The sequence below is a fragment of the Cyanobium sp. NIVA-CYA 375 genome (genome assembly GCF_056108345.1).
In genome coordinates this window covers 1-799 of record NZ_JBSYHW010000304.1, presented here as the reverse complement: position 1 = coordinate 799, position 799 = coordinate 1, and the positions used below count along the sequence as shown (strand labels likewise).

The following is a 799-nucleotide window of genomic DNA, read 5'->3' as shown; positions in this document are numbered from 1 at the left end:
GTGGCGTCGTTGCCCGGGCGGAACTCCTGGATGCGGCCACCCACCAGCACGCTGTCGCCCACCGTGGGCTTGGCGCCGGTGCTGCCGACGACGACGTACAGCGCGTCGCTGGTGAGCGGGTTGCCGTCACCGGCGTCCTGGAACCAGAAGCCGTTGTTGTCGCGCGCGGTCACGATGCCGGCGATGTTGCCGACCTGCTGGTTGTTGAAGGGCGAGAGGTGGCTCTGGCCCTGCAGCGTGCCGATGTTCTGTGCCAGCGCGGCCAGTGGCAGCGCGAGCGCGATCAGCACGGCCTGGCGCAGGCGGCTCGTCTTGAAGCGGGTGTTCATGGGGATGGATCCTTCGGCTTCAGGCGTTGCGGCGGCGGGCGATGAAACCCACGGCGGCCAGCCCGGCCAGCATCAAGGTGAGCGCGCCGGGCTCGGGCACGGCGGTGACGCTGAAGCTGAGGTCGTCGATCGCCAGGCCATGGTCGTTGCCGCCGTCGTTGCGCTCGATCCAGCGCAGCCACAGCGTGTCGCCGGGCGCCCAGGCCAGCTGCGTGAAGCTGGCCGACAGGCCGCTCACCAGCCCCGCGGTGTTGCCGTCGACCGCAGCGCCGGTGGAGCCGACCACCGGCGAGGCCCAGGTCAGGCCCGCCGGCGCTGTCCAGGTGCCCACCGTGCCGAAGCTCGCACCGACACCGAACTCGAGCACCATGTTCTGCGCCGCGGTGTTGCCGCCGTTGCGCCACTGCTCGCCGTTGAAGCCGAGCGTGAAGCCGTCGAGCACGCCGCCGCTGTTGTTGGTGAAGGCCACT

General features: G+C 70.7%; 2 protein-coding genes. Both read right to left on the bottom strand.

Features of this window, described 5'->3' with window-relative positions:
- On the bottom strand, positions 1-329 hold a 329-nt coding region (locus AC01FP_RS18240), incomplete at its 3' end, for a hypothetical protein (RefSeq protein ID WP_474482251.1).
- 19 nt (positions 330-348) lie between these two features.
- On the bottom strand, positions 349-799 hold a 451-nt coding region (locus tag AC01FP_RS18235; protein ID WP_474482249.1), incomplete at its 5' end, for a PEP-CTERM sorting domain-containing protein.